34 protein-coding genes are annotated in these 26,583 nt (G+C 38.1%); 14 read left to right on the forward strand and 20 right to left on the reverse strand.

Features of this window, described 5'->3' with window-relative positions; all coding sequences use genetic code 11:
* Positions 1-3 precede the first annotated feature (3 nt).
* Together ACWPWS_RS02370 and ACWPWS_RS02375 are read right to left on the reverse strand one after the other, a co-directional pair.
* Complete coding sequence (locus ACWPWS_RS02370; protein WP_454045370.1) at positions 4-411, reverse strand: hypothetical protein; 408 nt, start codon at positions 409-411, stop codon at positions 4-6.
* 150 nt (positions 412-561) lie between these two features.
* A complete protein-coding gene (locus ACWPWS_RS02375) occupies positions 562-1,278 on the reverse strand; it encodes an AAA family ATPase (protein WP_454045371.1) in 717 nt (238 codons plus the stop codon).
* Between the two features lie 1,140 nt (positions 1,279-2,418).
* On the opposite strand from ACWPWS_RS02375, the gene ACWPWS_RS02380 reads away from it, so the two are divergent.
* Positions 2,419-2,754, forward strand: a complete 336-nt coding sequence (locus ACWPWS_RS02380; protein WP_454045372.1) for a DMT family transporter — start codon at positions 2,419-2,421, stop codon at positions 2,752-2,754.
* On the opposite strand, the gene ACWPWS_RS02385 is transcribed toward ACWPWS_RS02380, so the two are convergent.
* From ACWPWS_RS02385 to ACWPWS_RS02395, 3 genes are all read right to left on the reverse strand, one after another.
* Positions 2,751-3,407, reverse strand: a complete 657-nt coding sequence (locus ACWPWS_RS02385; protein WP_209784030.1) for a glycosyltransferase family 32 protein — start codon at positions 3,405-3,407, stop codon at positions 2,751-2,753. The two genes, ACWPWS_RS02380 and ACWPWS_RS02385, sit on opposite strands and share 4 nt — an antisense overlap.
* 255 nt (positions 3,408-3,662) lie before the next feature.
* Positions 3,663-4,634, reverse strand: coding sequence for a DUF6268 family outer membrane beta-barrel protein (locus ACWPWS_RS02390; RefSeq protein WP_454045373.1), 972 nt, complete (start codon positions 4,632-4,634; stop codon positions 3,663-3,665).
* A gap of 7 nt (positions 4,635-4,641) precedes the next feature.
* Positions 4,642-5,070: a hypothetical protein gene (locus tag ACWPWS_RS02395; RefSeq protein WP_454045374.1), complete on the reverse strand. Its 429-nt coding sequence runs from the start codon at positions 5,068-5,070 to the stop codon at positions 4,642-4,644.
* 191 nt (positions 5,071-5,261) lie between these two features.
* On the opposite strand from ACWPWS_RS02395, the gene ACWPWS_RS02400 reads away from it, so the two are divergent.
* Both ACWPWS_RS02400 and ACWPWS_RS02405 read left to right on the forward strand, forming a co-directional pair.
* Complete coding sequence (locus ACWPWS_RS02400) at positions 5,262-6,338, forward strand: sensor histidine kinase (protein WP_454045375.1); 1,077 nt, start codon at positions 5,262-5,264, stop codon at positions 6,336-6,338.
* Positions 6,338-7,060: a LytR/AlgR family response regulator transcription factor gene (locus ACWPWS_RS02405; RefSeq protein WP_454045376.1), complete on the forward strand. Its 723-nt coding sequence runs from the start codon at positions 6,338-6,340 to the stop codon at positions 7,058-7,060. Before ACWPWS_RS02400 ends, ACWPWS_RS02405 begins: the two co-directional genes overlap by 1 nt.
* Positions 7,061-7,250: 190 nt before the next feature.
* On the opposite strand, the gene ACWPWS_RS02410 is transcribed toward ACWPWS_RS02405, so the two are convergent.
* Positions 7,251-7,985, reverse strand: coding sequence for a DNA-formamidopyrimidine glycosylase family protein (locus ACWPWS_RS02410; RefSeq protein WP_454045377.1), 735 nt, complete (start codon positions 7,983-7,985; stop codon positions 7,251-7,253).
* An 89-nt stretch (positions 7,986-8,074) separates the two neighbouring features.
* The gene (locus ACWPWS_RS02415) at positions 8,075-8,704 is read right to left on the reverse strand and encodes a class I SAM-dependent methyltransferase (RefSeq protein ID WP_454045378.1); all 630 of its coding nucleotides are present in this window, start codon (positions 8,702-8,704) and stop codon (positions 8,075-8,077) included.
* A gap of 202 nt (positions 8,705-8,906) precedes the next feature.
* On the opposite strand from ACWPWS_RS02415, the gene ACWPWS_RS02420 reads away from it, so the two are divergent.
* Complete coding sequence (locus ACWPWS_RS02420; RefSeq protein WP_454046883.1) at positions 8,907-10,262, forward strand: deoxyguanosinetriphosphate triphosphohydrolase; 1,356 nt, start codon at positions 8,907-8,909, stop codon at positions 10,260-10,262.
* A gap of 7 nt (positions 10,263-10,269) precedes the next feature.
* Here the strand turns inward: ACWPWS_RS02420 and ACWPWS_RS02425 are convergent, their stop codons facing one another.
* Entirely contained in the window at positions 10,270-11,343 is a 1,074-nt protein-coding gene (locus ACWPWS_RS02425) for an NAD(P)H-dependent flavin oxidoreductase (RefSeq protein ID WP_454045379.1), read from the reverse strand.
* A 280-nt stretch (positions 11,344-11,623) separates the two neighbouring features.
* Here ACWPWS_RS02425 and ACWPWS_RS02430 point away from each other — a divergent pair, with 280 nt between their 5' ends.
* From ACWPWS_RS02430 to ACWPWS_RS02475, 10 genes are all read left to right on the forward strand, one after another.
* Positions 11,624-12,949 carry a site-specific integrase gene (locus tag ACWPWS_RS02430; RefSeq protein WP_228378468.1) on the forward strand — a complete coding sequence of 442 codons (1,326 nt, stop codon included), beginning with the start codon at positions 11,624-11,626 and terminating at the stop codon, positions 12,947-12,949.
* 427 nt (positions 12,950-13,376) lie between these two features.
* Complete coding sequence (locus ACWPWS_RS02435) at positions 13,377-13,769, forward strand: single-stranded DNA-binding protein (RefSeq protein WP_066439715.1); 393 nt, start codon at positions 13,377-13,379, stop codon at positions 13,767-13,769.
* Positions 13,770-13,813: 44 nt separating this feature from the next.
* Positions 13,814-14,887 carry a DUF932 domain-containing protein gene (locus tag ACWPWS_RS02440; RefSeq protein WP_066439713.1) on the forward strand — a complete coding sequence of 358 codons (1,074 nt, stop codon included), beginning with the start codon at positions 13,814-13,816 and terminating at the stop codon, positions 14,885-14,887.
* A gap of 51 nt (positions 14,888-14,938) precedes the next feature.
* Positions 14,939-15,145, forward strand: coding sequence for a hypothetical protein (locus tag ACWPWS_RS02445; protein WP_055133024.1), 207 nt, complete (start codon positions 14,939-14,941; stop codon positions 15,143-15,145).
* Positions 15,146-15,149: 4 nt separating this feature from the next.
* The gene (locus ACWPWS_RS02450) at positions 15,150-15,353 is read left to right on the forward strand and encodes a hypothetical protein (RefSeq protein WP_026357465.1); all 204 of its coding nucleotides are present in this window, start codon (positions 15,150-15,152) and stop codon (positions 15,351-15,353) included.
* A gap of 4 nt (positions 15,354-15,357) precedes the next feature.
* Positions 15,358-15,966: a PRTRC system protein E gene (locus ACWPWS_RS02455; RefSeq protein WP_066439711.1), complete on the forward strand. Its 609-nt coding sequence runs from the start codon at positions 15,358-15,360 to the stop codon at positions 15,964-15,966.
* 18 nt (positions 15,967-15,984) lie between these two features.
* A complete protein-coding gene (locus ACWPWS_RS02460) occupies positions 15,985-16,203 on the forward strand; it encodes a PRTRC system protein C (RefSeq protein WP_055133022.1) in 219 nt (72 codons plus the stop codon).
* A gap of 17 nt (positions 16,204-16,220) precedes the next feature.
* Entirely contained in the window at positions 16,221-17,387 is a 1,167-nt protein-coding gene (locus ACWPWS_RS02465; protein ID WP_066439710.1) for a hypothetical protein, read from the forward strand.
* Entirely contained in the window at positions 17,384-18,106 is a 723-nt protein-coding gene (locus tag ACWPWS_RS02470) for a PRTRC system protein B (protein WP_055133020.1), read from the forward strand. The genes ACWPWS_RS02465 and ACWPWS_RS02470 overlap by 4 nt, the downstream gene beginning before the upstream one ends.
* Positions 18,106-18,912, forward strand: a complete 807-nt coding sequence (locus ACWPWS_RS02475; RefSeq protein ID WP_055133019.1) for a PRTRC system ThiF family protein — start codon at positions 18,106-18,108, stop codon at positions 18,910-18,912. The genes ACWPWS_RS02470 and ACWPWS_RS02475 overlap by 1 nt, the downstream gene beginning before the upstream one ends.
* A 278-nt stretch (positions 18,913-19,190) precedes the next feature.
* Here the strand turns inward: ACWPWS_RS02475 and ACWPWS_RS02480 are convergent, their stop codons facing one another.
* From ACWPWS_RS02480 to traK, 12 genes are all read right to left on the reverse strand, one after another.
* Positions 19,191-19,640: a response regulator gene (locus tag ACWPWS_RS02480; protein WP_066439708.1), complete on the reverse strand. Its 450-nt coding sequence runs from the start codon at positions 19,638-19,640 to the stop codon at positions 19,191-19,193.
* 274 nt (positions 19,641-19,914) lie between these two features.
* On the reverse strand, positions 19,915-20,214 hold the full coding sequence (locus ACWPWS_RS02485) for a helix-turn-helix domain-containing protein (protein WP_066439707.1): 300 nt from the start codon (positions 20,212-20,214) through the stop codon (positions 19,915-19,917).
* Positions 20,195-20,506, reverse strand: coding sequence for a helix-turn-helix domain-containing protein (locus ACWPWS_RS02490; protein ID WP_066439706.1), 312 nt, complete (start codon positions 20,504-20,506; stop codon positions 20,195-20,197). Before ACWPWS_RS02490 ends, ACWPWS_RS02485 begins: the two co-directional genes overlap by 20 nt.
* A gap of 153 nt (positions 20,507-20,659) precedes the next feature.
* Positions 20,660-21,460, reverse strand: coding sequence for a TIGR02391 family protein (locus tag ACWPWS_RS02495; protein WP_066439705.1), 801 nt, complete (start codon positions 21,458-21,460; stop codon positions 20,660-20,662).
* A 62-nt stretch (positions 21,461-21,522) separates the two neighbouring features.
* Positions 21,523-21,804 (reverse strand): molybdenum ABC transporter permease, encoded by a 282-nt coding sequence (locus ACWPWS_RS02500; RefSeq protein WP_066439704.1) that lies wholly within the window; start codon positions 21,802-21,804, stop codon positions 21,523-21,525.
* A 111-nt stretch (positions 21,805-21,915) separates the two neighbouring features.
* Positions 21,916-22,365, reverse strand: coding sequence for a DUF3872 domain-containing protein (locus tag ACWPWS_RS02505; protein WP_066439702.1), 450 nt, complete (start codon positions 22,363-22,365; stop codon positions 21,916-21,918).
* Between the two features lie 11 nt (positions 22,366-22,376).
* On the reverse strand, positions 22,377-22,937 hold the full coding sequence (locus ACWPWS_RS02510; protein WP_066439701.1) for a conjugal transfer protein TraO: 561 nt from the start codon (positions 22,935-22,937) through the stop codon (positions 22,377-22,379).
* A 21-nt stretch (positions 22,938-22,958) separates the two neighbouring features.
* Positions 22,959-23,852: a conjugative transposon protein TraN gene (gene traN / locus ACWPWS_RS02515; protein ID WP_066439697.1), complete on the reverse strand. Its 894-nt coding sequence runs from the start codon at positions 23,850-23,852 to the stop codon at positions 22,959-22,961.
* Between the two features lie 24 nt (positions 23,853-23,876).
* On the reverse strand, positions 23,877-25,211 hold the full coding sequence (gene traM, locus ACWPWS_RS02520; protein ID WP_066439696.1) for a conjugative transposon protein TraM: 1,335 nt from the start codon (positions 25,209-25,211) through the stop codon (positions 23,877-23,879).
* The gene (locus ACWPWS_RS02525) at positions 25,198-25,485 is read right to left on the reverse strand and encodes a hypothetical protein (RefSeq protein WP_019974903.1); all 288 of its coding nucleotides are present in this window, start codon (positions 25,483-25,485) and stop codon (positions 25,198-25,200) included. The genes traM and ACWPWS_RS02525 overlap by 14 nt, the downstream gene beginning before the upstream one ends.
* A 19-nt stretch (positions 25,486-25,504) precedes the next feature.
* Positions 25,505-25,933, reverse strand: coding sequence for a hypothetical protein (locus ACWPWS_RS02530; protein ID WP_066439692.1), 429 nt, complete (start codon positions 25,931-25,933; stop codon positions 25,505-25,507).
* A 12-nt stretch (positions 25,934-25,945) separates the two neighbouring features.
* Complete coding sequence (traK, locus tag ACWPWS_RS02535) at positions 25,946-26,569, reverse strand: conjugative transposon protein TraK (RefSeq protein ID WP_026357463.1); 624 nt, start codon at positions 26,567-26,569, stop codon at positions 25,946-25,948.
* Positions 26,570-26,583 lie beyond the last annotated feature (14 nt).

Genomic DNA, 26,583 nt, shown 5'->3' on the forward strand with positions numbered 1-26,583 from the left:
TGTTTAAATATTTTCGTCTTCCCAAATAACTGAATTTATTTTCCAGCCTTTTGCAGTCTTAACATACTGAAAAAATTTAGTGCCATTTCCTTCAAAATAATTACCATTAAGGTATCCACGCTTTTGGTATTTAGAAAAACGTTGAGCAATATTGTTAACTATTTTTGTTTCCCCATTGACTTCATATTCCTCAAATTCAGTAAGTGTTCCGTCTGTTAAAATTCTTTTTCTTGGAGTAATAAAGCTGTCAAGGGTATAAATTTCTTCGTTGCCTTTATCCTTTTTGATTATTATTGTTTCATTTAAACAAATATCATCAATACTTTCAAAGTCCGGCTTTTTTCCATTAGTATTAGTAAACAAATTAAAAAATGATGTGGTTAGCTGATTGAGTAAAAAAATATCGTCCATTGGTATTCATTCTAGTGTTTTAAAATTAATCAATTTTCAAATTCAAAATGGGTTTAATTCAGTACTTACTCAATTGACATTTTTCAGCAAAGAAAAAATTCGTTTCCAGGAAAACGGATCCGTATAATTTTGGCAATTAATTTAGTGATCTCAATTCTCAACTATTTTTGCTTCTAGTTTTTTTATTAAAGCTGCTTTAACAGCGGTTAAGGCATAATCTTTCGCTTCAGCAAAAGAAATAGAATACTGTCTTTCAACTTTTCTCATTTCCTCAGGAAACTGTGCCAGCAACTGATCGTAGAACACATCTAAAACTTCGGCAGAAGGCATTTCATAATTAATCTTCAGTTGAAAACGTCTTAACAGTGCTGTATCAATGATCTCAGGGTGGTTGGTAGCACAGATTAAAAGGGCATTCTCAGGATAATAATCAATCAATTGAATCAAGGTATTAACCAGCCTTCTCATTTCGCCTACATCTTTATCATCGCTGCCTCTTGCTTTCCCGATCTGATCCAGTTCATCAAGAAAAAGTACTGATCTTTCCCTTGCTGCTTTATCAAATATCATTTTGATATTCTGAGAAGTTTCTCCGATTCGTGAGGAGACAATATTGCTAAGATTCAGGATGATAATATTTTTCCCTAAGGCATTAGCGATAGCCTTTGCAGTCATTGTTTTCCCGCACCCTGAACTTCCCTGAAGTAAGATTTTATTGTTAACCGGAAGTCCGTATTCCTGTAGTTCTTTAATATAGGTATGTTCCTTGATGAGCTGTACAAGCTCATCTCTGTTGGTTTTTCCTAGAAATACTTCGTTTAGGGTAACTTGTTCTTTATCTTGAATAATGAGGTTGTACAGATTCATAATGACGTTTAAGGATTATTGAATAAGCAAAGATAAAGCTTTATTAAATGTCGGAAGAAATCCTGAATCATAATAAGTATGTGGTCCAGCGTAACATGAATTATAAATTATAAATGATGAATGGATGCTGGTATTAGAAAACAATCTGTGAGATCTGTGGGGAAAAGACTCAATAAAAAAAGAAAAGCCAGACTTGCGACCGGCTTTTCTCATTTGGATATTAAAATTTGTTATGAAACTAAGATCTTTCTGTTTATGTTTTTGGGCCCTTTTACCCGATGGTAAAAGAGCAATCCGATCTCTCAGACTAAAAACATAAAACAATATAATTAGTATAGATTTTCTATAGGCTTATTTTATTTTAAGATTAGTTTCTTTCTCTTCTTACTGTCATGAAATATGAAGTGATTACTACTAAACCTGTTACGATACCGATATAAGTTACCATTTTGTATTATTTTTAATTATTTGACTTTTTTTATCAATCTTTCAATTGCAATATTACTACTTTCAAATCACGTGCCAAAGTAAATAGTTATGATGTATATCAGTGTATTACGGAGTTGTTGGTTCATTTATTAGTGAATTTTTGTTTACATTAAATTAATGTGTTATTGAGAATTTATTAATACTTTTATTATTCTATCTGTAAAATTATGTGAAAATGTTAATCGTTTATCGACTTCTATATTGGAGTTGATAAAACAAATAATAAATAATGCTTAGCATAATATTGTTTTAAACCACTATTTTTGAATGTAAATTTTTCACGCGAAAAGGATTTCCATGTTAAGAAAATTTATTTTTGGTCTCGTTTTTCCTTCGGAATTTTTGTCAGCTGTCACACTTCATGACATAGAGAAATAATTTTTTTATGCCAGATCGGAAAAATAAGTTTGCACAATGGCATACTTTGTCAAAATCTTTAAAATATTGAATGAAGCTAAAAATAAAGCACTTAAGATGAATTAAGTGCTGAAAGAACTATAATTGTAGGATTAGTGGTTAAAAAAACTGAGGGTTTTCAAAGCGTTAAAGAAAGATAAGCATTTGCTGTCTCTTGATCAGCAGAGAATTTTCCCATTATCCCTTTTTGAATTACCGGAGTGCTTTTGTTACTTTTGTACAAAGAATGAATTTATGGGACGCAGTTATATTTTTCTCGCTTTGGCTATTATATTTGAGATCATTGCTACCACTTTTTTGAAAAAATCTGAGGAATTCTCGAAGCTATGGCCATCGGTGGTAACAGTCATAGGATATGCCTGTGCTTTTTACTTTCTGAGTCTTACTCTTCGTCATATACCGGTAGGCATTACCTACGCCATCTGGTCCGGAGTAGGTATTGTCTTTATAACGATGATCGGAATTATAGCATTCAAACAGGTTCCGGATCTGCCTGCCATTATTGGAATTGCTTTGATTGTTATTGGAGTAATTATTATTAATGTATTTTCAAAAATGGGAACTCACTAAAAAATAATTTCCTGACGCTTTTCCATCTGTTTCCAATGTTGGGACCTTGATTTGTATAAAAAGAACTTTCCCAGTTTATATTTAAACCTTAAATATCCACGGAACTCAATGCCGTGAAATAATCTAAAGGGAATTGCCGGATTTTCCTCTAATGATTTCCTGATTCCTTTACTGAATACAGTAGGGCCAGTAGTGGCATGGATATCATGCGGATAGCGGTGATGGTTTATATTATCAATCATCAGTTCTAATGTTTTCTCTAGAAAAGGATGGTTTTTATTGAAAATAAGAGCCCATTGAACATACAGATTTTCGTGTCTTTCTGCACTGATCACAGCTTCATCATCCTCCTGAATAAGTTTTTTAAACGGTTTTATAATACTGCTGTCTATATCCAGGTATATTCCGCCTTTTTTATATAAAACAGCGTATCTGAAGAAATCAGCTTTTGAAGCTCCAATTCTCAGTTTTCGATAGCTTTCAATATATTCAGGAGGAAATTCTTCCGTGAGAAATTGCTCTATATCATGGTCATCATAAAAGAAATAGCTGTATTCCGGATTTTTCCTTTTCATATTCCAGATGTGATACCGTGTAATCAAAGGAAGTTTTTTAGTTTTAAAAGTCTGAAATATTTGTTTGGGTACTGCCATTTTCTATTTTTTAAAGTCTATTCTTATATAAAATCCCGAAATTATTTTCATCAGCAAAGTGTAGCAGTAATAAGATTTTTCAAGAAAGAGAAAGGTTTCTATATTTGAAACAGCTTATGCTTAGCTGAACTTTTGATTCTGTTTTAGGAGAATAGTTAAATCTTGAAGGAGGGAAATTTTAATTTTTTTTTAATATTTTGGCTGAGAAAATTTATAATAAGTTCGGAACTTGTAAAATCCAATTGCAGTTGGATATTATTTTACTTTTCGTCTTTCAAAAGGATTATATGAAATTCCGGCATTGAAATAGAAGGAAGGCTTATAAGTTCCTTTCCATATATAATCATTAAAGGAATCCTGCTTATTAAATGCTCTTGAATTAATATTCGCTCTAAGCCCGGTTTTAAATGTTCCTATAAAATTTCCTCCAAGGTTGTGTTCATAAATAACTCCTGAATTGAGGGCAGCCTGCCGGAATTCATACGTGTTATTATTGCGGTAGGTATAAAAAGAGGTATTATCCATCTCTGTTCCCAGAGAGAGCCTTCCGCTTGAAGAAATGTTTTTTCTTACCAATACTTTTTTTGGGAGCAGGACATCCAGTACCCATCCGTTATTAAATCTGTTTTCTAAAGTGAAAATAGGGAGAACGGGAATTTGAGTGCTGGGATCAATAATACCCGCCAGCCCGAGAGACATTTTTGTTTTAGGAGTGGCTTTTAAAATCAATGAAGCAGTAACCAATCCTCTGATACGTTCAAAATGCTGATCACTTCCATCTGTAGAAATACTGGCGGAATAGATTGCCGTTTTTTTGAACAACCTTGAGAAATAACTAAGATTAACCGCTTCCGAATGATAATGAAAGTTTTCTTCCCCTTCAATTCCGGGGATTACCGGATTTTCATTGCTTATCGAAGTAAAACGGTAACTTAAAGCAGTGCTCAGAAGCCAGCTTCTGTTTTTGATGAAATAAATATTGGCATCCGCTTTTACCTGTTGAAAGCTTTTCACTTTGTTATCCGGCAGATCTTTTCCCTGAAGTTGTGAAGAGAAAGAGGAGGGAGTAACCAAAGTGTATTCAAGGTTGAAATTTCGGGATTGTGGAATTTTATCAGCAAAAAAAGCACGGACTTTCAATGGAATACTATCCTTTTTCTGGGCGTAAATACTGTTTTTTAAAGGAAGTATGGCAAGGGGAACCAGCATTCTTCTCAATGTTTTCATGGTGAGTTTATTTTAAGGGTTGGATTATAGATTGGAAAAAATTGAATGTAAAAATCCTGTCATAGAAAATATCCAGACTGTTTTCAATAATCGCATCAGCATATCCGGAAGTATCCGGAACAAATGTTTCCTCCACAAAAACAAACCAGAGTTCTGAGAGTCCGTATCTTCTTCTAAACTCTTCAGAAGCATTGCTGTCAGGAACGGCAGAATGCTTGAGATCACAGAATAAAATTCCTTTTTTGTTTCCCCCATGTTCCACAATATTAATAGGATGATGGAGGTAGCTTAGAATATTCATTTTTGGGTCAAAACATTCTACAAAATGATGTAAATCAATAAGCTGTATTACTTTTTCTTCCTGTTGAGATTCTGTCATAAAAAAGCATTCTAGTGATATTTCCTGAGTCAGTTCGTGAAAAGCTGTTAATTCCATAAGTGTCATTTTACGGTACAAAGGAATAGAGAAAAGTACATCGTGATTGTGTTTTTATACGAAATGGCAGGTATTTTATACAAAATCCGGGAAAGCAAAAGTTGGTATAATAAAATACAGGTTTTGTATAATAAAGTAGTAATAATTTCCGTTATTGTCTATTTTTGTTACTCATAAAATGAGCCTATCACATGAAATACAGCCCTTGGAAATTTGAAGAAACCTTTGTCATGGATTTTCTGGTGGAAGGGAAGTACCGATTTCGAAGACATCTGCTGTTTCTGATCTTCTTTTTCCTGTTGATCTACAGTGCACGATTTTGGCACTGGTATTCGGGAATCTATCAATATTATGTTTTATTCTTTGTGTATACTGTTCTGATCACTATGGTTTACATAAATATATATGTATTGGTTCCGCGGTTTTTCTTTAAAACAAAATATGTCACTTATCTTGTCCTGCTTGTTTTGATGGGAGTACTGGGACTCAACTTTATCGGATATGGTTTTAAGCTTTTCTTCGAGGAATTCAGAATTAAAAATATTCTTAGGGAAAATGAGAAAGGAGGAATTTATGAAGGCGTTCTGATGTGTATTCCGATTATCATGACCACCACTACAGTAAAACTTTTACAAAAATGGATCAGTGACAACAAAAGGATTAATGAACTGAGCAATCTTACGCTGAATATGGAACTGAATGAACTGAGAAACCAGATCAATCCTCATTTTCTTTTTAATATGCTGAATAATGTAAAAGCACTCATCAGAACAGATCCTGCAAAAGCTTCGGTAGTGATTGTCAAGCTTTCTGAATTTCTACGGTATCAGCTCTATGAAAACAGTGAAGAGAAAACGTTACTGACCTCAGAGATTGATTTTCTGTCTAACTTTTTAAACCTTGAAAAAATCAGGCGTGACAATTTCTTATTTGATATTCATGCAGATGTGGATAAAAGAGTTCTCAACAGTACTTTTATTCCCCCTAATTTATTTACCACATTCGTGGAAAATGCGGTGAAACACAGTGTGGATATCAGTGGGGGAGAATCGTATGTGAAAATAGAAATCAATATCGAGAATAAGCAGCTTTATTTCAGGTGTGTGAATTCAAGAAGTTCGGACTATGCTGTTTCGGATAAGAAAAACAGTGGGCTAGGCCTTGCCAATATTACCAGAAGACTGGAACTTCTCTATAGTGATACTTTTGACCTGCAGATAGAGTCTGGAGACAAAGAATATATTGTAAATTTAAAAATTCCCGTGTGATGAATTGTATTATAGTTGATGATGAACCGCTGGCAAGATCTGAAATGAGATCGCTGATTGCTGAAATCTCCAGTATTGATATCCTTGGTGAATTTCCCAATGCGCCTTCTGCTCTTGAATTTCTTAAAGATAATGATGTAGATCTTATTTTCCTCGATATAGAAATGCCGATGGTGACAGGTCTTGAGTTTGCGGAAATGCTCCCAAAAAAATCCCTGATCATTTTTACTACAGCCTATTCCCAATATGCATTGAAGAGCTATGAACTGGAAGCCGTTGATTATCTTCTGAAGCCCATTGATCCCCAAAGGCTGGAAAAGGCCATTGATAAAGCCATACTGTATACCGAACTTTTGTCTAAAGATACCGTGAAAAATACGGTAGAATCCAATACCGCAGATTTTTTATTCATCAAAGCTGAGCGAAGGTTCTATAAAATCAGTTTTTCAGACATTAAATTTATAGAAGGACTTAAAGATTATGTAGTTATTCATACCCGACAGCAAAAGCTGATCACCGCAATGAATTTAAAAACCATTCATCAGAAAATCTCAGGGGAAACGTTCATCAGAGTCAGCAAATCATACGTTGTGAATATGAATTATATTGATTCATTTGATAATCATAATATATACATCGAAGATTCCGAGATACCTCTCGGAGAAGTCTATCGCGCTGAATTCTTTACAAGATTTGCCGGAGGACTTCTCAACTCAGACTAGCTTTTCATCAGTAATGAATAATAAGCAATGAGTAATAAAATCATTGAGACCTTCTATTACCAATCAAAAATATGCATTATTATCTGTGGAAATCTGCGTAATCTGCGGGAAAAACTATTCAATAGAAAACGGGCTTTAGCCTGTTCAGATAAATAAACCCTTCAACGGCTTACAAAACTTAAGTATTGATCTAATACAGCTTCTGATCCTTTTCACAATAGAAACTCCTTCTTTTTCCTTTACCGGTTTGTTTTTTGATTAATTTCTGTCCACATAGGGGACACACAGATTTAGTATGAGCAAGCCAATGTTTTTTCAACACAAATTCTCTTTTCCATTTCAGAAAATCAAAACTGTAATTCCTGGCTTCCGCTATAAGTTCTTTCCTTTTTTTGGCAGGTAGATTTCCCAACAAACTTTCCGGTTGTACTCCAATTCTGAAAAGTACTTCGTTTTTAATGATGTTGCCGACGCCAGAGAAAATATCCTGATTCATCAGTGCATCACAAACCATCATTTTCGGATTCGATTTTAATTTCTCTTCAGCTTTCTTAGGATTCCACTGATCGCTCATTACATCGGCTTCCCAATCAATTGTTGAGAGAAATTCAAGGTCTACAGACTTTATAGAACAGGTGTGAAAATAGATGCTTCCCGTAGAGAAAAACAATGCTAAACGCAAGCTTTTATCCGGTTTGGTTTGTTCATCAATGCTGTAAGAACCAAACATTAATAAATGAATCCGGATCGCTGCTTTTTCAAAAACGAGATAAGTTTGTTTTCCAAAAGTTCGGATTTCCAGAAGGGATTGGCCAATGAAAATTTCTTTCTCGAATTTGGCATTTCCTGAAACTTCTGTCACTTGCTGACCTGCAAATGGCTGCAGGTTTTCTTTCATTAATATGATGGATGGACCTTCAGGCATACGTTTGTTTTGAGATAAAGATTCAAATAATATTCCATAACCCAATAAAATCTGAGCTTTATCCCAAAACAAGCCTGTTTAAAATATCCTTAGACCAGTTTTTGTCCTACAAAACGAATCACAGAGCCCGTCCCATTATGAAACAATCCCTCGTTGAGCTCAATTTCTGTTTCTTCTAATTCAATAATATCATAATCCGGAAAATCAGCTTTGATCTCTTCAATAGAAAATAAGGATTCAATATCCTTTGGCCCACCTACCTTTTCGTTCTTTGCAATGTATTCAAGATGGCTTTTACTGAAAGCTTCAAAAATAATAAAACCGCCTTTTCGCAGATAATGATTCAGCAATTGATGGATGGAAGATTTTATATTTCCCGGAAAGTGAGCATAGATAAGGGCAATAGCATCAAACTGTTCTTGTTGATAATTCAAAGTGGAAAGCTCTCCCACCTGATAATCAATGCTGGTTTTTTGTTGTTCAGCCAGTTGTAACGCTTTATTCCTGCCATTTGCACTGATATCAAAAGCTGAAACCTGCCATCCCTGCGTTGCTGCAAAAACAGCATTCCTGCCTTCACCTTCTGCAGGGAAGAGTATTTTGCCGGGAGTTAATCTGGTGAGCTGTTCTCTCAGGTAATTATTGGGTTCTGTTCCATACGCAAACTCTTCGCTGCTGTACCTTTCGTCCCATCTGTTGAGCCATGTATTGTCCGTCATTGTAAAAAAGAATTTAAAATTGGATGAAGAAAAATGATATATTCTTCAGTTTTATTAGTTGTATCAAATGTAGAATATTTCTTCAAGCTTTCTGATCCCGAAAAAACGTTTATTATAATAGATTTTTTGAATGACAGATCTCTCTAATAAAAATCTAAATACTATTCCGTACAATTAAAATTTGGAGTAATTTTGAAAAATGATGAATTTAAACCAGATTTTCACCAATCAACGTACAGGAAACAATCCACAGACTAAAGCTTCTCGAACTGATTTTCAAAGGGATTTTGACAGAATTATCTTCTCTTCTGCCTTCAGAAGACTGCAGAATAAAACTCAGGTTTTTCCTCTTCCCGGAAGTGTTTTTGTACACAACAGACTGACGCATTCTTTAGAAGTATCGTCTGTAGGAAGAAGTCTAGGAAGTATTATCGGTGAATTTATTGCGGATGATTTTAAAAATGAACTGACTGAAGATTCAAAGAATTTTTATCTCTATAACTTAGGAAATGTAATTGCAGCCGCATGTTTGTGTCATGACGTAGGAAATCCGGCATTCGGACATTCCGGAGAAGATGCCATTGCAAGCTATTTTGAAAGGAACGAAAAAGACCTGAAATCAAAGTTCAATGAAAAGGAGTGGGCGGATCTGGTTAATTTTGAAGGAAATGCCAATGCAATCAGAGTGTTGGCGCAGCAACAGCAAGGAAAAGATGCCGGAGGTATTCAGCTTACGTTCTCAACACTGGCAAGTATCGTAAAATATCCGTGCGAAGCCGTAGCAAAGAAAAAAGGAATCATTCACAGGAAGAAATTCGGTTTTTTCCAGAATGAAAAAGATATATTCCTGGAAATTGCAAAAGGAACTCAGCTTATTTCTGAAAGCGAAGAACCGCATATTTTCAAGAGACATCCTTTTGTCTGGCTGGTAGAAGCGGCTGATGATATCTGCTACAACATCATCGATATGGAAGATGCTCACAGATTGGGAATTGTTTCCACAGCAGACTGTAAAAACTTATTTTTCGAACTGGTAAAATCTGAAACAGATGATGTTCAGAGAATTGAGACCAAGTTAAGCTCTATCTCCAACGAAAACGAGCAGATTTCCTATTTGAGGGCAAAAGTAATCAATGCTTTGATCAATAAGTCGATTGAGATGTACAAATATAACTTTGAAACGATCCTTGAAGGAAATCTCAGCAATGGTTTACTCGATATCTACAAAAAAGAAAATAAAGCATTACAGGATATTGCCAGTTTCTCCGTAGAAAAAATCTACAATCACAAAGCGGTTGTTGAAATTGAAAATGCCGGTTATAATGTAATGTATGAATTGCTGGATCATTTTATTCCTTCCATTCTGAAACCTGATGACCACAGAAAATCTTATGATGAAAAAGCTTTGAAACTCATTCCAAAGCAATTTATTTACAATGACGGCACCGATTACCAGAAAGTGCTGGGTGTGATTGATTTCGTTTCAGGGATGACGGATAACTATGCGACCGATTTGTATCGAAAAATTAAAGGAATAGACATCGGAATGACGGTGTAAATTCTATTTATTGTAATAATTCAGAAGCCTCTTCAATTAATGACAGCATTAAAGTGGAGGCTTTTTTATGTTTTAAAAGCGGCGCAATCTGACCTGACCAGAAAAATACCAGATCGTTCTTTTGCTGTTCCAAAGCTGCTTTCCTCAAGGCTCCCATGAAAATAGTTTGTAAAGGAAAGGGCAGGGTTTTATCCGTTGCAGTCAATACATCTCTTGTGATTTTTGTAGTAATTCCACGTCCCAATCTTCCGGTATAAGCCCTGGAAAGCGTGGTGGATTTAGCAGCATCAGAAAATATAAATTCTTTATGGATTGGCAGGGCTCCGGATTCTTCAGTTGCCAGAAAAGCGGTTCCAATCTGTACAGCATCAGCTCCCAGCTTAAAAGCTCCCGCAATGCCACGGCCGTTGGCAATTCCTCCGGCAGCCACTACAGGAATTTTTACTTTATCCTTAATTAATTGAATCAAAGCGAAAGTTCCCGTTGTAGAAAGTTCAGCCTGATCCAGAAACGAAGGTCTGTGACCGCCACTCTCGAAACCGGAAGCCACAATAGCATCCACACCCGTTTTTTCCAGGGCAATCGCTTCATCCAGCGTTGTTGCATTTCCCAATACCACTGTTCCCTGACGATGAAGTTCCTCAATGATATTCTCATCCAGTAAACCAAACATAAAGCTGAACACCTTGGGCTTAATATCAAGAACAACCTCCAACTGATTCTGAAACCTTGATTCAAAAGAGGGTGGTGCTTCAGGAATATCTATATTTAAAAGATCAAAATACGGTTTGAAGGTTTCAACGGCCTTTTGATATTGCTCTTTCGTGTGTTCTTCGTCAATAATATCATGATCATTTACCCAGAGATTAAGGTTGTAAGGTTGATCTGTTTTGGATTGTATGGCTTTGTGAATGTCATAGATTTCCTGTGGTGACAATGTGTAAGCTCCAAAACCTCCCAATCCGCCAAGATTACTCACCGTTGTTGTCAGCGCAACGGTAGAAAGACCTCCTCCAAAAGGACCTTGCAGAATAGGGTATTCAATACCCAATAATTCTGTAATTCTATTTTTATTCCACATGACTTTACTCTTTTTATGAAAAAAAGATTAGTAAAAAGCAAAAATAAGCAAAACGATTAAACCCGTTGCTATACAATGCTTTATAAAACAGTAGTCTTAGTTTGGAACTCGGTGTCTGATAGGTTTTGGGCTTGAAAACACAAGGTTAGGTTACTAATTCGTTACCGATTGATAAAGGTAACTACATAGCTTAACTGTTTATATTTCAGTCTTTTGCACCCTTTTTTACATTCCCTTGTAACTCAATGTAATTTAATTTTAAACATTAAACATTTGAGTTATGGAACAGACAAAAAAGTCCACGTTCAAACTGCTTTTCTACCTGAAAAAGAACGAACTGAAAAAGAACGGTAATGCACCGATTATGGCACGTATTACCATTGATGGAACAGCTAAAACTTTGGGAACAAAGTTAGAAATTAACCCGAAAAATTGGGATTTAAAATACGGAAGAGTTGAGGGCAAGAGTGCCACCGCTTTGAACATTAACCAAAAGCTGGATAACGTACGGGGTCGTATCGACAAGATTTACGAAGATATGCTGAAGCACGAGGGTTTTGCGACCGCACAGAAAGTAAAGCTCTCGTTTTTGGGTGTTGGTGTAATGGACGATGCCGTACTAAAAGTCTTTAAAGACCAAAATGAAGACTTTGAAAAAATGGTCGCTAAGGGAAAACGCTCTCAAAGCACGTATAGCAAATACAACACTGTTTACAACCATCTTAGCGAATTTATAAGGGAGCGTTACCATCGGGACGATATGGCTTTCCGGGAACTCACTTCTGATTTTATTCGTGAGTTTGATTTCTTTCTTCGCATTGATAAGGAATGTACCCATAATACGGTTTGGGTTTACACAATGCCAGTTATTGCTTTGGCAGAATTGGCTATTAAAAAAGGCTTGATACGGGATAATCCTTTTGAGGATTATGAAATCAGTATGGAAGAAACCGACCGCAGCTACCTTTTAAAAGAGGATGTAGAAACCTTAATGCTCCTGAAACCATCTAAGCCTCGATATGAACTTGTAAAAGACCTTTTTATTTTCAGTTGCTTCACAGGGCTTTCTTACATAGACATTAAGAAACTGAAATGGAGCAATATCCAGTCTTTCTTTGATGGACACCAATGGATAATCAGCAGGAGAAAGAAATCAGATGTTGCCTCCAACGTCCGTCTTTTGGAAATCCCCAAACGCATCATTGAGAAATATCGTGGAGCTACAAGAAATGATTTTGTATTCCCAATGCCATCCAATGCGACTTGCAACACGCATATAGGTAAACTTATTGAGGAAGCGGGTATTGTTACAGAACAGAAAGTTACATTCCACACCGCCCGTCATACATTCGCCACAATGTTTTTGACCGAGGGTGTTCCGCTTGAAAGCCTTAGCAAAATGATGGGTCATAAGAATATTTCCACTACACAGATTTATGCTAAGATTACCAGCCAAAAAATCAGTAAGGATATGGATTTGGTTTCGCCTAAATTTAAGGCAATGGAAGATGCGTTTATTATTAAAATGGAACGGGAAGAAATAGCATTATTGAATGAACATACAAACGCAGATAAAATTTACAATACCGAAGAAATTATGGTTTAAAAATTAGTGCATTCTTTACTTATCAGATTGAAGCAGGATTTAACTATCCTGCTTTTTTTATGCCCTTACTTTTCGATTATTCCAACCTCTATTTCAGGCTCTCATAGCCTGGTCATTTATTCCATAAAAATTAGAACAGAATATTTCCACAATCAACCGGTAAAAAGGCAGCTAAGTTATAGCGGGCAGCCACCGCACACACCCACCAATAAAAAAAATGAATGAACGGTTTCCCCCTAAAGGAACCCCCATTAAATCATTTTTTTTCTTGGTTTTCGCTATTGCCCGCCTGGATTATCTGCTTTCTTTTTTCCGGTTTTTCTTTTGGAAAAAATTATGCGAAGCGAAGCGGAGCAAACCACAACAGGAAGCAGGAAACGAGAAAAGCGAACGTAACAAAATGTAAAACTTTTAAAACAGGACGATTATGAACATCACAGGAAGACTGACAAGGGATGCGGAAGTACGCACAACGTCAAACGGAAAACAAGTAGTAAACTTTTCAGTAGCGGTAAACGACAGCTACAAAACCAAACAGGGCGAACGAGTGGAGCAAACCGCCTATTTCGACTGCTCATATTGGAGAACCCCGAACGCAGTGAAGATACTCACTAAAGGTCTATTGGTAGAACTGACTGGCAGGGTAAGCACAAGAGCGTGGGTAGGTAAAGACGGAGAAGCAAAGGCAGGTTTGAACTTTCATACCTCTGACTTCAAACCGCTTGCAGGAGGCAGGAGAGCCGAAATCGTACAGGCTACTGCACAATCTGAAAGTAACGGATTTACAACGCAGGGAGTAGATGACGACCTCCCATTTTAACAACGAGTATTCAATCATTTTTTAACATCAAAATTTTAAACATTATGGCACATAATATCAATTTCAACGAGAGAACAGGACGTTATTCATTTTTCAGCGTTCAGCAAAAAGCGTGGCACGGTTTAGGGCAAATCGTGGAGCAATACCCGACAAGCGAGGAAGCTATCAAATACGCAGGGTTAGATTACGAAGTCGTAAAATCCCCACTATTTACAAAAGGTTCGGGCATTATCGAAACTGCCAACGGCATAGAGATAGGCAGTAGCGAATTGGAAGTACCTAACTATTTCGCCAACATACGCACCGATAACAATGCAGTATTGGGCGTAGTTGGTAAGGATTACCACATTGTACAGAACCGTGAAGCCTTTAATTTCTTTGATGCTATTGTAGGCGGTGGCGAGGGCATTCTCTATGAAACCGCAGGAGCGTTAGGCAACGGAGAACGCATTTTTATCACAGCCAAATTGCCCGACTATATCCGAGTAGGTAAAGGGGATGACGTTACGGAAAAGTACATTTTCCTAACCACTTCGCACGATGGTAGCGGAAGTATCACAGCCGCATTTACACCTATCAGAATTGTTTGTCAAAATACCTTAAACGCTTCGTTACGCAGTATGACCAATGTTGTCCGTATCAAGCACACTTCGGGGGCAAAACAACGTATCGAGAACGCTCACAAGATTATGGGACTTGCCAACACATTGAGCAACCAATTAGAGGGCATTTTCAATGAATGGGCAAAAGTAAAGGTATCAGACCGAGAGGTAAGAAAGCTAATACAGTTGGCACTTTGCCCAAACAAGGAAACGCTTGACCTCATCAAAAAAGGTGCGGAAGATGAAATTTCCACCGTGTTCAAAAATGTCGTTGAGGATGCTTTTGCGTATGCAATGATAAGCGATACACAGCAAATGGACACTACCAAAGGCACATTGTTCGGAGCGTACAACGCTGTTACAGGCTACTATCAGAACGTAAGAAATTATAAGAACGATGAAGCCAAGTTGCAAAGTATTGTATTGGGTGGTACTGCCCAACTCAAATCACAAAAAGCATTTGAATTGTGTAGTGATTTTGCCTTAGATGGTGCGGAAATCCTAAACCTTAATTAAATAACAACAGGCTACCGCCTTAATCGGTGGTAGCCTTATAAAACAACGGATATGAAAGCAAAAACAATAGAGGAAGCAAAAAGTATGGCTAAAGACAAGAGCCTTGAAACACAATACAAAGACGAAGCTATTTACATCATCTATTGCAGTAGAACCGAGTATTTCTATGTAGATACCAATAGCCTAATACGACTTTGGGAACAGCTATTTGGCTATTATGAAAATGGAGTTTATACCGCTGAAAAACCACACTCATAAAGCTATGCAAGTAACAGATTTGAACGGTTGCCCCATTGAGATAACGAACCTTAAAGAAGCCATTAAAATGGCAAGGCAATATAAAGAGTACCGACACGAGGACAAAAGTTTTTCAGAGTTCGACAAAAAGCTAAAAGCCTATTGGACGGATATGTTTGAGAAACTGACAACAATCAAAAAACGATTAGACGAAACTTTAAAATTTTAGAACAATGAACACAAATTTTTTCAATCAGATACAGCAGTTGGACTTTACAGGAGTTTTACAACTGAACATTTCAAAAGGAATAGAAAGCAACTTAATCGTAACAGTATTGCTCAACAACGAACAATGCGGAGATAGTGCCAAAAACGGTATTCCCCCATTGACATTTAACGCCACGCCCCAAGAGTTTGACGAGGGATTTTTTGAGCAGATAACCACACCTATACAAAAGGTATCGGGCTTAATGGTGGATATGGAGAAATTCTTAAAGCAATTGGAAGAAGTTAAAAAGCAATCGGCAATCGAGAAAGAAAAAGCCGAAAAGGAGAAAAAGGAAAAAGAAGCCAAAGACAAGAAGTTTAAAGATGCTATGGCAAAGGCTGACGAGTTGGAGAAAGAGGGCAAGTTCCGTGATGCGTGGATGAAAGTACCCGATATAACGGAGTTCTCCGAAAAAGCGGACGAGATACGCAAGCGTAAAACATCATTGTCCGACAAGTTTGCCACACCAAGCCTTTTCGGGGCAATGGAAGAAGCAAAACCCGAACCGCAAAAAGAGGAAGAAGTTACTGCCGATTATCCTATTGATGAAGCGGACGAAGAAGAACAGTATTAACACTTAAAAACGACCATTATGTTATTAGCAACCCAATTAGAGCGAGTATTTATCCTCAATGATAAAGGACAGGACATCAGACTGACCGACCCAGAACCACGTTGGAGCGTGGAAGCCGTAATGAATTTTTACGCCAATATGTACCCGATTTTGACAACAGCAAAAGCATCCGCACCGCAAATCAAAGATGATGCGGTAGAGTACAAATTTGAAAGCGTAATGGGTACGAAAGGTTAAACAAAAATTATAAAACGATGAATTATGCAACGCAATATCATATCGGGAACAATCAGCATACCCGAACAGAAACGACAACAGCAGTTACACCGACAGTTGGGCGAGTTCGCAAATTGGCTACAACGACCAAAGGACGCAAACCAAGTGCAGAAAGACAAACAGAAATCCGTACCAATAGCAATGCTACCAATGGTATTCTAAAGTGTACGTTTTTGCCTAAACTGAAAATAGCACAATCCGTACAGGCTTGTCAGAAAACGGAGAGGGATTTTTACAAGTCCCTTTCCCGACTTGCTGAACATTACAGCATTGAGCCAATGCAGACCAAAGATTTTGATTTTCCATACAATATAACATTGTCTATGTGGGATATGGAAACCAAAGTAAAACGTACCAACATAAATTGGGATAGTTTCAAATTGGTACAGGATAGTAAGAAAACCTTTTTTGTGAGCGAGGAAAGGTATAATGTAGGTACAACCTTGTATTATATTCCTATTGCACCACTCTTTAAAATGCTCAAAGACCCGAAACGTAAAAAGACCGCACAGGTACTTTTATCGGTATGCAGTTATCTGTACCATATTGCCGATGTACCGTATTACAGGCAGGAAGACAGCTATTTGTATTGGTTGTATGAAACGCATAAAGATTGGGTAGAACAGGATGATGAAACAGACGAAACCGAAACGTATAAAAGTGAGTTGAGAAATGCCGAATATATTGGCGACAATATAGAACAAAAGCTATTTAACCGTATCAATCTAAAGGTATTTGAACAGCGTTTGAGCCGATTTAAAAGCCTTGATACATTCGACAGGGAATGTTGGCAGATAGCTTGTAATGCTTTTGTCCTTTATACGGAATATCCGAACGTAACCATTTTCAGAAATGCACCATTGCCCGAAGAAGACCCCTATAATGATGATTACGAAAATGAAGCAATCGGAATGGAAAAGTATATCTCTTTTATTTCCGATACCAAAGGTTGGTTATATGAAAGCCTTAAAGAAAGCATCAACAACGAGTTTAACGAGTGCGGAGTATTGGAAGAACCGACCATTTGCAAAGCCTTTGACGGAAGCAAAATAAAGACAAACAACCTTGATTTTGAAAACCGCCTGTTTACCTTATTGGACGACCTATGCACTCTATTGTATGACTATAAAACAACAGAAAAATGAACACCATAAACAACATAACCAAAGATTTCGGCACATTGTACTATCCAAAATCCGCTTTGGTTTTCTATGAAACCAAAGGAACAGATACAGCAATGTACGTGGAGCATTTCGATATGGATAGCAACGGAACGCCTACCAATGCCCACCCATTGACAGTAAAAGAAGCCAACGTATTATCAATGGCTTTACAGACCGATGAAGAAAAGAATAAAGCCTTTTTAAAGCCAAAGGGAATTTTGCCGACAAACATTTTGCATATCAATCAGAGTGCAGAAAATGGTGCGGTACTTTGGTACACCAAATCAAAGCAAAGGCAACTGTATTTTGTAGATAGTTTGGGCATACCCAACGGAAAGGCACAAGTACCGCCAATGCTTTGGTTAGCGAGCAAAAGCAGTCTTACTGTATTTGCTTTGGCAAACGACAGAAGACCCACCGAGAAAACGCCATTGCATTACGTTCCTTTCTTCAATATCTATGAAAAGGGCAATGTATGTATGGGTACTGTTAGTATTGACATTAAAAATTCGACTTCGGTTGAGGAATTTATACAGGCGTGGGAACATTATTTTTTCAATTCCTATTTCAGCCATTCATTATGCGAGAACCTCACGAAAAAAAACATTGTAAACCTTTGGAAAGACCTTATCAATACTGATAAACCTTTTCCGAAAGAAGTATTAAAAAAGAATAACAAAACCCTTAAAAATCTATTGTGATGAATACAGCAAAAACAGCAATCCATTTTACGGACAATTATCTGCTCAATCCGACAAACCCAATTTCGGTAAACCTTATCGGGGCAGGTGGCACAGGCTCAAAAGTATTGACCGCTTTAATGGAAATAAACGAGAGCTTGATAGCGTTGGGACACGCAGGGTTGCAAGTCCGCCTTTGGGATGATGATGTTATCACGAGTGCCAATTTAGGCAGACAGCGTTTTTTTGAAAGTGAAACAGGATTGTACAAATCGGTTGCATTGATAAACCGTATCAATCGTTGCATCGGTACAAATTGGAAAGCCGAAACGGTAAAATTTGAAAAGGACAAGTTTGGCAGAATACCCGAAAAAGCAAGGGCAATCATTACTATTACTTGTGTGGACAATGTACAGGCGAGGTTTGGCGTTGCTGAAATTCTTAAAGAAATAAGTTACCGCAGACACTACCAAGATGAGCCGAAATATTGGTTGGATTTTGGCAACAGCCAAGATACAGGACAAGTGCTACTATCTACTATCGGAGAGATAAAGCAACCCAATTCAGAGAAATACCAAACGGTGGCAAGCCTGCCATTTGTTACCGATGAATTTGGCGAATTGCTGAAGCAATCCGAACAAGAGGATAACACGCCAAGTTGCTCACTTGCCGAAGCGTTGGAACACCAGGACTTGTTTATCAATTCCTCATTAACCCAAATGGGTTGTTCTTTGCTGTGGAACTTATTTCGCAGGGGAATGACTGAATACAAAGGATTTTTTCACAATCTGAAAGATTTCCGCACCCACCCGATAAAAGTCGCCTGACCCGAAAAGTCGGGCGGCAAAAAGACAGATCCTCCCGATGGTCGGGACAGTCTTTTTGCATCAAATCGGTGCAACCCCTTTGTCAAAATGCACCGCTACACAATTTCCTTTCTCTACCTTTTACCAAACAGGTTGCGACATTATTGTGTGGGATATTCATTATCCCAATGATTAGGTATGCAATGACTTCTTTTCTTTTCACATAAGCGACCAAAGAAAAGAAGCAAAAGAACGCCGCTTGATTAGAACAGATATTTTATACTATTATAATCGGAACGTTACTTATTACTGAAATATTCCTGTGCAATTTCCGCTACTCCCACACTAAAATATCTACCGCCATTGGTAACAACATCAATAGCTTTTTTAAAATCGTCCGTATCGCTACCAATGAGCAAATAACCTGTAAAACCAATTTCCAAAAGAGGTTTTACGGCTTTTTCTGCATCAATATCATTATGTGCAATCAGGTTAATGGTTGGATATTGTGTTCTCAATTCTTGAAGCTGTGCCAGCACATTCTTATTGTAAAAATCAAGGTCAATAATACAAATGTTGGGAAGTGTTTTTAATGCTGGTAATTGAGATAGTCCGTCTTCAATGTTTTCAGAACGGAACAATACTTCAATTCCTGAAGCAACGAGGTCGTTGCAGGTCAAATCCAAAATCGGGCTTTTATCATTGATAAAGGCGAGGGCAATTTTTTGTTGTGCTGTACCAGTTTCCATATCATTACTTTTTTGAGTTGATGTAGCCCTGCACAAAAAAAAGAAGCGCAGGCAACCACACTTACCGATACTGAGGCACTGGTACGCCTTAATCCCCGAATAAGCGAGCGCCCACGCCTATGACGTGAGCGTTCTTACTTATTGTCTTGGGGATACAAAAAATTACCAGTTTTCAGTACCAAGACCTAAAGCAAAAACACTTTAAGTATTGTTATATTTTACATAGCAAATATACTAAAGTCCTTCCGTTGAAACATAGTCAGAACCAAATTAATTAGAAGCAATGTCTGTCATTGGTTATATAGTTCTGTTCTAAGACGGTCAGAATATCCGTTTCCTTATAAATAATCTTACCCCCAATTTGTATATACGGCAGGATATTATCGTCACGGTATTGCTGTAAAGTCCGTTTACTGATATGTAACAGCCTACACACATCTTCGCCCGACAAGTATATTTCTCCGTTCATTACAGGACGGTAATTTTTTAATATTTCTTCAATACGGTTTCTCAACTGCATTATCATTTCCTGATGGGCGATGATTTCTTCCGTTTCATTCGTCAGTAAATCCATTGTCGTTGGTATTGTACGGCTGTCCGGCTTCGAGTAAAGCCTGTACGTCCGAGCGTTTATAATAATTCTTGCGGTTCAGTTTGGAATATGGTAATAAGCCTTTGTCCTTGTAGGTCTGCAAAGTCCGTTTGGTAATGTTCATCATCAAACACACTTCCTGGTTATCGAGCCATTGCTCCTCTTTGAAAATCGGGGTATATTTTCGTGTGGCATTTTCGGTCATTTCCAAAAGTTCCCTTAGGTCATTCTTCATTCCGTCCAATGCGGTTTTTTGTATTGCAATAACTTCCATTGTTTGCTCATTTTTTCTGTGGAAGTCGAATTTATAAAGGCTTATTGCAGGATTGGGAAAGGTTGCATTGATTGGCGTTGAAAGGCAGTGTTTGGCTTTTTACTTTTGCCATAAACGAAAAATCGGATAACCTTTTGAGCTATCCGATTTTTTTTATTTAAGCCCCGTTTTATAAGTGTTATCAAGTTTGTTGTGAATAATTGTTGCTACAACCAAAACTTCTGTCATTTGTGAAAGTTGGGTATCTTCCAATATTTTGGGGTTGTGTGCTTTTGGATTTCTGTACATAGAAAAAAATCCTTTGCAGAAATTTCCAAAACCTTTGTGTTCACTTTCTTCGCTTTGATTTTTCAGAGTATTGAAAGCAAGCATAGGTCTTTTGTCCTTTCCCAACGCAAAACAATCATCAACTAAATCTGCTCCGTCTGAAGTATAGCCACTTTTTTGCCTAAGCCTCTCTGCTACACTTTTCGTAATTTCAAGTATAGCGTGAAAATAATTTTCCTTTAACCATTCAGCTTCACAATAAGGCAAAATTTCTGAATGAACTCCAATTCCGTGTACTTTTTCTTTGATTTTTAGTGACCTGCTTTTTGCTTCCGAAATAGTTTTCGCCTTATCAACTTGTCGGGGCTGTCCACTTTTATCAATTTCTATCCCTTCATAAACAAGTTTCTCATTGATAGTTGTTCTATCTTTTTCAAATTCATCTTCGGAATTATATCTTTTAGGATTTAATAATCTAACAACAAATGCCAATACATTATTTCCACATCTGTCTTGTGCTTGTCTTTCTTTTAAAGCATAAAACAATCTGTCTGTTTTATTTGTGCCATATTGAGATTGAGAAATACCAGCACCTGATAAATGTTCTGTAATTTTCGTATGTGTCAGTATATTTGATATAATATCAGATATATTTCGTAGGGTTATGTCATCAAAGGATTTTGTCATTTTATAATTTTCCTCTTTATTATGAATACTAAATCATATAATCTAAATTTCCATAAAAATACTTATTTCGAGTTAGGTATCTCCACTTGTTGCTTCTCTTTGTCCTTTTTCATTTGGCTATAAGTCCATATACAGACAATACCGAGAATTATCAAAGCGTATGCAATCCATTTGCCGACACGTTCTATAAAACGGGTAAATACAGATGCTTCAAAACTCGAAAATCCCTCTGCACCCATACCATTACGCCTATAAAATTTCCTGCGGTTTATCCAATAAATAAGCACTATCGCAATAACGATAACAATAATACCAAACACCAATTGAGCCGTAACTGTATCCATACCCGTTAAGATTATAATTCAAGTAAATTTAAACAAAAAACAACGTACACCGAAAGCTGAAAAGCAAAAAACCGACCTGTAACAGTCGGTTTTGCTTTTATATAAGTAGTATTAATCACTACTGTTGAACTGAAAGCTCAACTGCTTTTCGTTACCGAAGTTATCGGAAATCCAAACCTCAAAGGATTGTGATACGGTAGATGCCGAAGTGTAATACAACCGGAACTGCTCCGTTGGCAACGAATACAAATCGTTTGGCAAATACGGTGGTTCGTCATAATACCGCAATGTGCCTTGACCGTCAAATTGAAAGTAGCGGAGAAAATATTGCGTGTTGCTGTAATTGCCTGTTCGCTGTATGGTAATCCGTATCTCTACGGTCTGCCCACTGGCAATATCTTTGGGTACAGGCATTACTTTGACCTCAAAAGGGAAATCGTTCTGTATTTCGAGTTCATCGTCTTTGCTACAAGATACCAACGTAACCGAAGCCGTGAGGATTGCCAAGAGTATATATATTGAGCTTAATCCTATCCTGAATTTATTGAATATTGCTATCATCATTTTACATTTTAAAAATTAAACCTTAATCCCACGCCTGCGGACGGTCGGAATTGTTCCAAGTCTGTACCCCACAAAACCTTTGTACGCCCTTGCAGGACTAACACAAAACGGTCGGACAGGTACGTTTCAAATGTGAGCCGTCCGCCTGCTCCGTAAACAAAATTGTCTTCGCTCAGTATCTTCGCTCCGTCATACAACATTGCTTCGCCACGGTTGATGCTTTCGTAACCGACTACGCCTGTTATTCCAAAGTTCAGCGTGATGTTCTTACGAACATCGCCCAACAGGAAGAAACTGTAACCGCCCTCTGCGGTATAAGTTTCCTGCGGTATGCGGAGGTCTTTATAATCGTGGTATTGGTGTGTATATTCCAACGCCCAAAGCTGGTAGTTACCATTTTTGCCGTTTACGGTCATTGCTACATTGATGTAATAATCGTTACCGATTTTATCATCGGACAGCACACCCGTACTCACTTCCAATCCTTTCTGTTTAGGTAACATTCTTTGTGCCTGTGTGACCGTGATGGCCATAAAGATGAGCATCACGGTATAGATATACTTTTTCATATTATTTACTTTAAAAGGTTATTAAAATTTCAGGTGCATATCGTTAATCAAACGAGCTTTGATTAAGTCGGAATTTTCTATCTGGAGTGTCTGATGCCTGCCACCGTTTTTCTCGAAAATCTCAATAAGTAGTACCTTGTCATCGGCAATGGTAAATTGGTCTAACAGGAACACGTTTTGCTCGGTCGTTTTTCCGCCAATCTCATCCAATGGTTTGTAAGTCCTAAGCGGTATCATCGGGCGTTCCTGCACTACGGTACGTTTGGCTACCTTTTTATCCACCACTTTGAAATTCACAAAATCAATCTGAAACGGCACATTGGTACGGTTTCTCAATTCCGTATGGAAATAGTATTTGCCGTTGTGTATGTAGATACCTTTGAGGATAAACTGAATACCGAAACTCTTAGCCCCGATATGCTTTACAATACGTTTGTCCTTTTTGTAAATGGTTTCCAAAAGCAAGCCTGCCAATGATGGCGAATTGTTGCCCAATTCTTCAAAAAGCACATCGTTTCCGTTGGCTTTATCAACCGCCTTTTGCATTGTCAAGAGGTCATAGCTCAACGCTTCGGGATAGGGACTGTAATACACATTGAAACTGTAAAAACGCCCGTCATTTGTGATAACTGAAAAATTGGTTTCCGCTTCAAATTCCCTCACCGATGCTTTTACACGCAATACATTTTCCGCATCTTCCGCTTTTCCAGCAATCAGGTATTCGCTTCCCAAATCCACATAACGGATGGCGGTCGGAAAAATAAGATGTGAAGTTTTATCGTAGGTAACTTCCATTCTATACGGTTCTATCTTGCCTAATGCAAGCGGAGTTTTTGCACTATCCTGTGCGTAAGATTGTACGGCAAAGCCGAGTATCAGGGCAAATGCCCAAAAGGTTTTTAAATGATTTTTCATTGTTTAAATTATTTGAGTTCAACATTATTTTTTAGATACAAGGAAGACCTGATGCCCTGCTTTTAGCGTAACCTTTGGGGTTCTTACCTTTTTGGCGAAATAGCCCGAAACACCCTGTACCACGCCACGGCTTAAATCAGCAGCAACCTGTTGTCCTGCATTCTGCGTGAGCATTATGCTTGTTCCCGAAGTCTGGCTCATATTGCCCGCCATTTCGGTAAGGGCGTTCATTTCGGGCGAATACGGAACGTACAAGCCTTGCTGTCCGTCCAAATCGTAAATAGTAATATCAACCGGAATGATGTTGCCCTCTAATTCTACGGAGGTAATCTTTAGCTGCAATCGACCTCCCTGAAATTTGGCATTAGCTGTTACAATCGTTCCTTTCGGAATGGTACGTTGAGGCGTTTGGGCTGGCTCTAACAATCGCAATCGTACCCCTGTTTCGCCAATAACCGTTTGCGCATCGTGTACACAGGCTTTGATACTGTTTTTCGGTTGTGCCGTTTGCTCAATAGAACCTGCGGTATAAAAGCCCCGGTTTCTTGTTTCGCTCCAATCGGCTAAAAAGGCACTGTCCGTAGGCTCACGATACAAAGCGGAAACGGTGTTCTTTCTTGTAGGTGTGAATGCCACAAAATGCTCCTTTTGAGTTGAACCTGCGGTAGCCGTACCTGCATCCTTAGCAGGTGGGGCTTCTGTCGAATTTGTACCTGTTGGCAGATACTTTGCCGCCATCTGGTAGGATTTCTCCATTATGGCAAGCTGGTCATCAACGGTTACAGATTTAGGTACATCTTTCTCGGCTAATTGTTCTTTTAGTTCGTCCAATTGCCTGCGGAGTTCTGTTGTTTCAGAGTTGTTATCCTGATAAAATGAACCCAATGTGCTTTGTGCATTGCGGTAACTGCTCAATGCAGGATTGCCGTTTCTTCCCGAACCTCTGCCAACGCCATAGCTGCTGTTTTCGTCTTCTTCGGGAAATTCATCATTAGGCTCTTTTTTGTCTTCAGTATTCCAATAGTCAGAAAGCGTGGTAAGTGCATTGCGTTTTTCTTGCTCTTTGCGTTCCAGCATTTCCAACTCGTAAGCCTTGCCTTTGTCGGCAGGCATTCCTGCTCCGGTAGCCTCCGGTACTGCATCGTTCAGCCCGATGTTCTCAATTTCCTTTTTGTCTGCGGATGGTTTAAATATGAGGTACATACAACCTACGAAGACAATTCCCATTAAGCCAAATATGAGTGGCTTTTTGAGCTTTTCGGCTTTGTTCTGTGTACCGTCTTGCAGTACATCAGTGGTTGCTGCCTGGTTCCCTTCCGTTACCCGAACAACCGACTTTTTGTTCTCATTTTCTTTCATAAATCTTGTTTTTTAGAATTGTTGATAATGTGTCCTGCAATCTTGCAGGACTTTCACTTTTTTTGAGGACAGGGTTTTCGATATGCTCAATGACCATATCGTTACCCGACTTTGAGGTATCGTACCATACTTTGCAAATGACACCTGCCGTAAGCAGTAGATACCCCACAAAAAAGTAAAGTGTGTATTGGTGCTGTTTCCGCAAGGGCAATGCCCGCCAGCGTTCGTCCAGCTTGTCAAAGTACCTGTCCATATTTGCTCTTAGTTTTTTCATAACCTTACTATTTCTGTTGTTATAGCTTGAAACGCTTAGGACTTTGACCTGCCTTTTGCTTCGGTTCTTCATTGACCAAAGCGACTGCCTCAACCGCTTTGGGTGCGGATATGACTGACAGGTTTGTCAGTTCCGATTTTTTCAGCAGTTGCCCAAATTGGTCTTTCCTTGCAACCTCCATTCTGTTAAGCGAGAATTTGCCGTTCAGGTATTTTACCCACATACTGCATTCTACACTTGGCTTGTCTTCGCCCGACCATTGCAGGTAGCCCGTCAGCAACAAGTCCTGTTTAGGCAAACTATCTGTACCTTTTTGGCAGTTTTCGAGGTATTCGCCGATACTTTCCTTCAACTTTCCAGCATACGCTCCCTGCGTATGGAAATAGCCGTTATATCCTTTATCGGTAAGGATTTTTGCAAACGTGCTTAAATCTGATAATGCTTCCATAAGATTGTTTTTTTAGCGTTCGATAACTTCTATATCCCTGTTTTCTATCACTGCAAACTTTTCGATGTTGAAGCCTTGCGGGTTGTTGTCCGAACGGACAGAGTTCACGAGATAACAGGAAGTAATCAGGTTACGCCTGGTCACGTTGCTCGAACGGATAATGAATTGTTTGGCGTAGGTACGCACCGCATAAGGATAGGTGTCGAAATTGCACACGACACTATCCACCTCAATGCGTTGCTGTACATTCCCCGAAATAATCCTGCTGTAATAGCCCTTTTCCGACAGGTCTTTGTAATAATCAAAAGCTGATTTATCGGCAAGGTTGAATGCCCTGCTCATATTGCTTTCGATAGCGTTCTTGTCGGGAGCAAGCGTAAAAAAGAGTTCGTGAAAACGCCTGACGTGTTCCCTTGCTTCCACAGGTCGGTTGATACTTGCATCTTGCGATAAGGCAAGCATCAACGATTTTCCATTATCCAGCACATAGATTTTTTGGCGTTGTTCGTCTGCAAAGCTGTAAGATTTCCAAAGTGAAAATCCTACCACGCTTAGGCAGAGAACGGCAAATACAATGGCATACAGCCGTATTTGCCTAAAACTGTTTTCGATATTTCTTAATGTTTTAAATTCCATTTTTAAATGATTTG

Source organism: Chryseobacterium sp. Marseille-Q8038 (assembly GCF_965111995.1).